Raw genomic sequence first — 8,023 nt, 5'->3', positions numbered from 1 at the left:
GGATAATGATAATGACGGTCTAGGTGATCCCGCTAACTCAACTTCGATTTGTTCTTACACTGTACCGACCGGTTATGTCTCAAATAAAAATGATGCCAATGATAATGATTACGATAATGATGGCAGTGTCACCGGGACAGATTGTAATGATAGTGATGCTACTATTCACGATAATCAAACTTATTACCGCGACGAGGACAATAATGGTTTGGGTGATCCTAATGATACTATTTCTGTCTGTTCTCTCACCGCACCGGCTGGGTATGTTGCCAATGACGACGATACAAACATCAGCACTCAATCAATTGGAGCAGTAGCTTATGTGGTCGGAACCAAAACCGGTCCTGGTATGGTTAAACTGTATGACAGTAATGATGTTCTAATCAGACAATGGCTGGCTTTTCCAAAGTCTGGCGTTATTGCCCGGTTAGTGAATATTAATGGCACAAAATACGTGCTGGCTGTCAAGAAAAAATCCGGTTCTACCTTACACATGTATAATATCAATGGTACATTATTGGATGTTCAAAAAATTCATACCAAATTACACTGGCGACAACCGGCCGTTGGAAATCTGAATAATGCTGCCAGTACGGAAGAGTTTGTTATTTCTTCACATGGACATAATACCTTGTATTTTAGAGCCTATAGTTACGATACTAGTAGTAATGCTTTTCATTTATTAAAAAGAACTAGTTATCATTATGTCGGCGGGACTTACCGTGTAGAGATAAAAAATAAAGTGGCTCAGATCAAGGTCAACGGCATTGGTAAAACGGTGTTCAATTGGAAACCGTTTTAAGAAGTGGTATAATAGTACCGTGATTAAAAGATTATCGACTCTAGTCTGTTTAATAGTTGGTTTAACATTAAGTCAACCCAGCCATGCGGCTGTGTTTAGTGACGATCTCGTTACCAACGGTAAATTCGATGCCGGTTTAGTGGGATGGTCGGGAGTAAAAGTGGCCGGTACAAATATTATTGATCAATATGCCTTAGATGGTTTGTTTTTGACAATGGGACAAACCGGTCAAATCCAATCGATTAGTCAGACAGTGAATATTCCCACCGGAACTGGTCGCACCACAGTGAGTTTTTATTATCGTTTGTTCACTAATGATACCGCTCATGACTATTTGCGTATGACAGTACAACGTCAAGATACCGGTGAAATTGTGGCTAGCCAAACTTTTTTGGCCAGTGACGGTGATGTTAGTACCTGGACTAAATCTGTTTTAGAAGCCGGTTCGTTATCTGGAAAAACCGTGGTAGCAACATTAGCGGTCGTGAATGACAGTACGGCTTTAACGTTTGTTGACATTGATACAGTTAGCATAAAAGTTGAGTCAGATGGTGAACTGGTTGGTATCGTGCAAGACACTAGGCAAAACCGTTTACGCAAGGTGAGCGTTACAGTGCGCCGGCCCAACGGTACTAAAATTTGGACAGGTCAGACAAATAATAAAGGTAGGTTTATTGCTGATCATTTGCCAGGTAACGTGAAAAAATATCGGGTAATTGTAAAATCTAACATTGCGAAATTATCCAAACGTATATTGATTGATTGGGCAAAACAAACCAAACAAACTTTCACATTGCATGGGTTCTAAATTATTATCAGTTTTGTGTGGTAGTTTAATCTGGCTGAGTGTGGCTCAAGCGGTACAGGCAACTGATGTGATCACGCAATATGATGTGGATTTAACTGTTCAACCGGCTGGTGTAGTTGATGTGATAGAAACTATTCAATATGATTTTGGTGATTTACCTGGCCACGGTATTACGCGCACCATCCCCACCCAGTATGTTAATGGGCTATTGAACGATACTATCTCAGTTAAATTACTAGATTCAAATTGGCCGATTACTGATGAATCAACTAACCAGCAAGTATTTTGGCGCATCGGCAACCCACTTAGAACCATGACTGGATTACAAACATTTATAATTCATTATCAAGTTGACGGGGTTCTGACAGATTATCAAAAAAATAATACTCACTACGTTGAGTTGTATTGGAACGCGATTGGCGGCGAGTGGGAGGTGCTCATCAACCTTGCCTCTGTGACGGTGCATTTACCGCCAGACAGTGATTTACCAGATTATCCCGCACAATGTTATTTTGGTCCGTCTGGTTCTACCGCCACTTGTACCTATACCAAAATAAATGATGGTTATACCGCTATGGTGTCTCAACTGCAACCGTATGATTATCTGACTGTGTTGGTGGCGGTTAACCCTACGGTAGTGCAAATGCCCAGTCAGTCAGAAAGATATTGGCGTATTTTTCAAAACAATTGGTCAGTGGTTTTTATACCGCTAATTTTTCTTGTCACAATTACATTATGGTGGTTGAATCGTTCGGTTAAACCCAGCAAACCATTGATACCAATTTATGATGTCCCGGCTGGCATAACTTCGCCCTATCAAGCCGAATATTTGACTACCGGTACAATCACGAATAAATCCATCGCGGCAGAATTGATTGAATCGGCTCGGGTTGGTGAGTTGGAATTTGTTTATGATCAAACTAAAAAAGCCGTCAGTACCATTCGCTCGTTAGGTAAAGAGGGGCGCACTGATAGTGTAATTACCATGTTGCGTCAATTAGTATTTAGCACCAAAACTGAGGTTGAATTATCCAAAACTACGCTGTATGGGGCTGGTTTTATTAACTTGGCCAACCATGAGGCCGCGGCTTTAATAAAACAACAAGGTTGGTTGAGTCAAACCAAACAAACGATCAAAGTACTTTTATCAGCCTATAGTGTCGTTGGCTTTATTGGTGGGGGATTATTAATCGGCTTTGGTAATGAACAACAAATGCGTCATTTAGTTATTACCGGTATTGTATTATTCGTGTGTGGTATTGTGTCATTCTTTTTTGTCATGCGGCGTATACCGTACAATACGGCTGGGCGGGATGTTAAACAGTTATTGCTTGGTTTAAAATGGTTTTTAAGTGTCACTGAAACTGAGCGCTTAAAATTTTCTCAGGTGCCCAAATTAACCCCCACTCTGTTTGAAAAATTATTGCCTTACGCCATCGTTTTTGGAGTAGAACAACAATGGGTAAAACAATTTGAAACTATTCTGACTGAACCACCCCATTGGTTACATGGAGCTAATTTGATGTTGTTAAACTCAGCTTTGTTATCCGCTAGTCATACCACTAATAGCTTCAAAGCCCCGGCCTCAGGGCGTTCCGGTGGTGGCGGCTTTAGCTCGGGAGGGTTCTCCGGTGGTGGTTTTGGCGGTGGTGGCGGCGGGCGATGGTAAAAAATTATTCTTGATATAATCTGTCATTATTATTATGTCTGTTAGACGAGGTGAACCACATCCAAAACGCGAACGTACCATGATAAGTGGTAATGGTATACATGATGCCATGATAGAGGTATTAACGGTACCAAAACCAGTTGTTACCATTAGAGATACTGCCCACAAGGTGCGTGAATTTGTTGCCCAGCATGTGCCTGAGTTACCGCCAGACGCCGCTGATGGTTTTTATAGCCCAGCTCATGCTATGGAGCAAGCCGCTCGATTTATGGAAGAATTTGCTGCTCAGACAATTATGCGTTCAGCCGCTGATACAATAAAGCGTTTAGCCACTCATGCTGAGCGGACAAAAAATATAAATGTCTATACCTCTGGAAAACGGCGCAAGCAGGAGGTAACATTACCAGGAGTAACAGAGTTAACCGCGGCTTGGAAAATGTCTCCAGCCGGTCGAGAATTCAGACAATTATTAGAAAATATTTCTCATCACATATTAACATCTGATCCAATTATAGATGATACTGTACATGATATCTCGCGAGCGATCGATCTAATTATTACAGCCAAAGATGAGATGCCTGATGTAAATGCAAAAATAGCGAATCAATTTCCGCGCGCCGTTGTGTTGATTCTAATCAATTTAAGTTTGTTACTAGCTGAGGCAAAAAGACACAGTGGTGAGCCATTACCAACTAGTCGTGATAATCTTCATAATCTACGGTTAGTGCAAGGCTTGTTTAATTACAATGAAAAAGCCGAAATAGAAAGGATAAATAAACCAGAATCATCTGAAAAAAATGTTCCATATATTGTCGAACAACCACGCGTACTAAAAGTCTAGCCTGGTAAAATTAAGCGATATATATTAGGATAGAACAGCTCTTTCGCCTCCGTCGTTCAATGGATAGGACACAAGATTCCGGATCTTGCGATAGAAGTTCGATTCTTCTCGGGGGCACAGTTAGAGTTTTCCACATCTACTACACTTGATAGTATTTGGGTGAGTTGTATACTTTGGGTATATGACTATAAAAACTATCAGCGCAACAATTTTTCTTGGATTTATTAGTGGCTTGCTGGGTACAGCACTATTGGTTGGTGCCATACTGGCTTGTTTCCTGTATAAACCTGAGGCAGTGTGGAAAGTATTACCAGCTCCAGTCTCAAGCACTACCAGCTCAGCCGTGAGCGTGGCACCGGTAGCCGATCGTGATAATCAAGTTGTCACAGTAGTAGATAAAGTTAAGCCAGCTGTGGTGTCGATTGTGGCTACTCAAGATGTGCCGGTGTATGAACAATATTATGATCAACAGGATTTCTTTGGTTTTTCCATGCCGCAGTATCGACAAAATGGTACGCAAAAACAGGAAGTTAGTAGTGGCTCAGGGTTTTTAGTATCAGCCGATGGCTATATTGTGACTAACAAACACGTTGTATCTGATGATACGGCTGATTATACTGTTTATGCCAATGATGGTACCAAATATCCGGCTATCGTAGTGGCGCGTGATCCGGCCAATGATATTGCTATTATAAAAATCGACGGGAATGATTTTACCTTTCTGGAATTTGGTGATTCTGATCAATTAAATGTAGGGCAAACCACCATTGCCATTGGTAACGCCTTAGGTGAATTTAGCAATTCGGTGTCGGTTGGCATTGTGTCGGGTTTAGCTCGGTCAATTCAAGCGGGAGATGGTTCAGGTAAGGCAGAACAATTACAGGGTCTGGTACAAACTGATGCCGCGATTAATTTAGGTAATTCCGGTGGCCCATTACTAGATTTATCCGGTAAGGTTATTGGCGTAAATGTGGCCATGGCTCAAGCCGAAAATATTGGTTTTGCGTTACCCGGTAATTTGGTAAAAAGTACCTTTGAAACTGTCAAAACCACTGGTAAAATCAGTCGATCATATTTGGGAGTTAGATATATGAATATCACCCCTGATCTTAAAAAGAAGAACAATCTACCAGTTGATGCCGGCGCCTTAGTGTTGCGTGGCCAAGACCCAACAGATTTAGCCGTTGTTCCCAGTTCCCCAGCCGACAAAGCCGGGATACAGGAAAATGACATTATTCTTAAGATAAATGATCAAACATTGGATGAAAAACACGATTTAACTACCCTAATTTCCCAATACAAGGTGGGGGATAAAGTTACTTTGCAGGTCTTACACGATGGTGAAGAAAAAGATATCTTTGTTACTTTAGAGGAGCGTACCCAATAGATATTGGCCGTTTGGACTGGACATATTACCGTGCAATAGTGTATTATTCCGTTCTGTAGAGTATTTTAAACAATTATTAACCGTATCATTATGGCAAAGCCAATGACCAAAAGCCAATTCATGGCCGCCCTGTCTGAAAAAGCAGGTTTAAACAAGAAGCAAGTTGTCTCCATGTGGGACATGCTCGTAGACATGATCTACAAGCAAACCAAGGAAGCCGGTGAGATTACCTTGCCAGGCTTGGGTAAATTACAGAAAAAACATCGCGCTGCCCGGGTGGGTCGCAATCCAGCCACTGGTGCACAAATTCAAATTCCAGCCAAAACTGTGCTGAAATTCCGTGTCGCCAAACAAGCTAAAGATGCCGTTCTCTAAATACTAGATTGACGGTTAGCCATACAACCCCGTAATCAGCGGGGTTGTATTATTCAAAGCATAAAACCTAATTTTTAAAACACTCAAGACGTATGCGCACATCATACACATTAACCGCCTTGCTGGTAGCCACCGTTGTGGTGACTGGTGTTGGTTGTTTGCCGACTACTAAGACAAACACTGCACCAAAGACTGGTTCAACTAATCAACCCTCGGCTGATACGGCTGCTCCAAAAACCTATGCCGTTGGTGAGGATGCACCAGCTGGTGACGTTATTCATAAAGTCACATTGGTTGAACAAATGGATGTTATTCCAGCTTCAGCTACACTGCCTGAATGGAAAATTATTGCCGAAGATACCCCAGCCGCCGAAGGGTTCACCTGGTTACATATCAAAGGAACGGTCACTAATAATAGTAAAGAATCTGGTACCGTCACCACTAGAGGTATATATGTAATTGATGCTGATGAGAATCAATTTGATGCCTCAACCGATACCACTATTTATGTTGATAGCGATAAATCTCCTATCTACATCAGTGTGCAACCAACCCAAACAGTGGAATGGGATGGTTATTTTACCGTGCCAAAGGATAGTACCGGTTTAGCCTTAGTGGGGAATGATCTATCGTTCTTGCCAAAAGCCGAGGTACGCATCGATTTGGGGTTATAAAAGTTAAACATAATAAAAAACAAAAACAAGCAGTGGGCGAATAATATTCGCCCGCTGCTTGTTTTTATGTCAGGGTTTAATAATTCGTGTTGGTGTTGCTGTTTGTATCGCTATTTGTATTGGTTGTATCGGTGGTATCTTCAGGCGGTGTGCCGACAATGACCTCACCGGAGGTACCTTCAGGTAAATCAAACATGGCATTGGCGGTTTCAATCAGCTGAGCCGAGGCGGTTTGTTTAGCACAGGCATCTAGGCTATCATACGCTTCATCAACATATACCACCGGGCCGGAACCGGTATATTCGACCCGGCGTAAGTGCAAACCAGACGGTATAGCCGAGGTGTAGCCAGTTTCGGTATCAGCTGGGCCAGACATATCAGATAATATAATTTGACCATAAAAATCATCACTCGGTGTGACAGCGCGTTTGACTGGGAAAACAGTACCGCAATCAGAGTCAGATTTAGGAAAATACAATGTGATGATTTCTTCACCATCTTTGGCTACAACATCCGATACTTCTAATGTGTTCGTATTATCATTTACAGTATTAGTATTGTCATTACTATTTGGTTCAACTAAACCTTCATCATTGGTGGGTTTATTTGTATTACCATTCTTTTTGGTTGAATTTTTATTGGTAGTAGAATTACTATTTTTTACTGTATTAGTATTGGCCACAGTGTTGGTATTAGAAGTGGTTGAAACAGTTTTATCAGGGGCTAACAATAAATAGGCAAAGTAGCCGATGAGGGCTATTAACACTACAATAACTAAGCCGAATAAAATATATATTGGTTGGTTTGATGTTTGTTTAGTCATAGCTACACTATACACCATCACCTTGACGCCTGTCACCCAGTAGAGTAATCTATGCGTCACTATATTAAATATGATTTGGAAAAGACTTATTACAATTTATTTACCGGCTCTGGCCGTGCTTTCCATTATTGGGGTGGCCAGCGTGATGTTGTATAAAAATAATGATCCTAAATTAGAAGAGGTAAAGTTTGTGGAGAGCCCAGCTGTGGTATCGGATACTGCTCCACCGGTAGTTATTGAGGAATCTGTTGTCACACCGGATCCAATTATCAGTGCAACACCAAATTCAGAACCAACACCAGTAGTTGAGCCAAAGTTAGGTGTGATAAACAGTGTTATAGTCACCATTAGTGGGCCAGGAGTAGCCAAGCGGTGCGAGGTGACGATCAAACAAGACAAAACGGTTCAAGCTGTAATGTTACTGGCGGCTGAACAATGTAATTTTAGTTATCAATGGGAAAAATATTCATCTTTAGGCATATTTGTAAAAGAAATAGCCGGTGTGTCATCAGATAAAAAACCGCGTTACCATTGGATTTATTATGTGAATGGTAAATTAGCCGACGTGGGAGTAGCCGATTACACCGTTGTAGCGGGAGACAAAATTACTTGGCAGTTTGAACAAGATTATTAATTATTTTTAT

General features: G+C 41.3%; 9 protein-coding genes and 1 tRNA gene. 9 read left to right on the top strand and 1 reads right to left on the bottom strand.

All coding sequences use genetic code 11. The annotated features are described in order from the left end of the window. From WCV88_05555 to WCV88_05520, 8 genes are all read left to right on the top strand, one after another. On the top strand, window positions 1–802 hold an 802-nt coding region (locus WCV88_05555; protein ID MFA6475629.1), incomplete at its 5' end, for a hypothetical protein. A gap of 19 nt (window positions 803–821) precedes the next feature. After that, a complete protein-coding gene (locus tag WCV88_05550) occupies window positions 822–1,610 on the top strand; it encodes a hypothetical protein (GenBank protein MFA6475628.1) in 789 nt (262 codons plus the stop codon). Then, window positions 1,600–3,279, top strand: coding sequence for a DUF2207 domain-containing protein (locus WCV88_05545; protein MFA6475627.1), 1,680 nt, complete (start codon window positions 1,600–1,602; stop codon window positions 3,277–3,279). Before WCV88_05550 ends, WCV88_05545 begins: the two co-directional genes overlap by 11 nt. A gap of 34 nt (window positions 3,280–3,313) precedes the next feature. Next, window positions 3,314–4,120: a hypothetical protein gene (locus WCV88_05540; GenBank protein ID MFA6475626.1), complete on the top strand. Its 807-nt coding sequence runs from the start codon at window positions 3,314–3,316 to the stop codon at window positions 4,118–4,120. A 45-nt stretch (window positions 4,121–4,165) separates the two neighbouring features. Then, window positions 4,166–4,237, top strand: a tRNA-Arg gene (locus tag WCV88_05535). A gap of 64 nt (window positions 4,238–4,301) precedes the next feature. Further along, window positions 4,302–5,507: a trypsin-like peptidase domain-containing protein gene (locus WCV88_05530; protein ID MFA6475625.1), complete on the top strand. Its 1,206-nt coding sequence runs from the start codon at window positions 4,302–4,304 to the stop codon at window positions 5,505–5,507. 90 nt (window positions 5,508–5,597) lie between these two features. Then, window positions 5,598–5,882, top strand: a complete 285-nt coding sequence (locus WCV88_05525) for an HU family DNA-binding protein (protein MFA6475624.1) — start codon at window positions 5,598–5,600, stop codon at window positions 5,880–5,882. Between the two features lie 92 nt (window positions 5,883–5,974). After that, on the top strand, window positions 5,975–6,556 hold the full coding sequence (locus tag WCV88_05520) for a DUF4352 domain-containing protein (GenBank protein ID MFA6475623.1): 582 nt from the start codon (window positions 5,975–5,977) through the stop codon (window positions 6,554–6,556). 76 nt (window positions 6,557–6,632) lie between these two features. Here the strand turns inward: WCV88_05520 and WCV88_05515 are convergent, their stop codons facing one another. Then, on the bottom strand, window positions 6,633–7,379 hold the full coding sequence (locus WCV88_05515) for a hypothetical protein (protein MFA6475622.1): 747 nt from the start codon (window positions 7,377–7,379) through the stop codon (window positions 6,633–6,635). A 70-nt stretch (window positions 7,380–7,449) separates the two neighbouring features. Between WCV88_05515 and WCV88_05510 the strand changes: the two genes are divergently transcribed. Then, the gene (locus WCV88_05510; protein ID MFA6475621.1) at window positions 7,450–8,013 is read left to right on the top strand and encodes a DUF4430 domain-containing protein; all 564 of its coding nucleotides are present in this window, start codon (window positions 7,450–7,452) and stop codon (window positions 8,011–8,013) included. Window positions 8,014–8,023: the final 10 nt, after the last annotated feature.

Source organism: Patescibacteria group bacterium (assembly GCA_041665365.1).
GTDB lineage: Bacteria > Patescibacteriota > Patescibacteriia > UBA9570 > UBA9570 > UBA9570.
The sequence above is the reverse complement of the archived record's forward strand: the minus strand, read 5'-3'. Positions and strand labels throughout refer to the sequence as shown.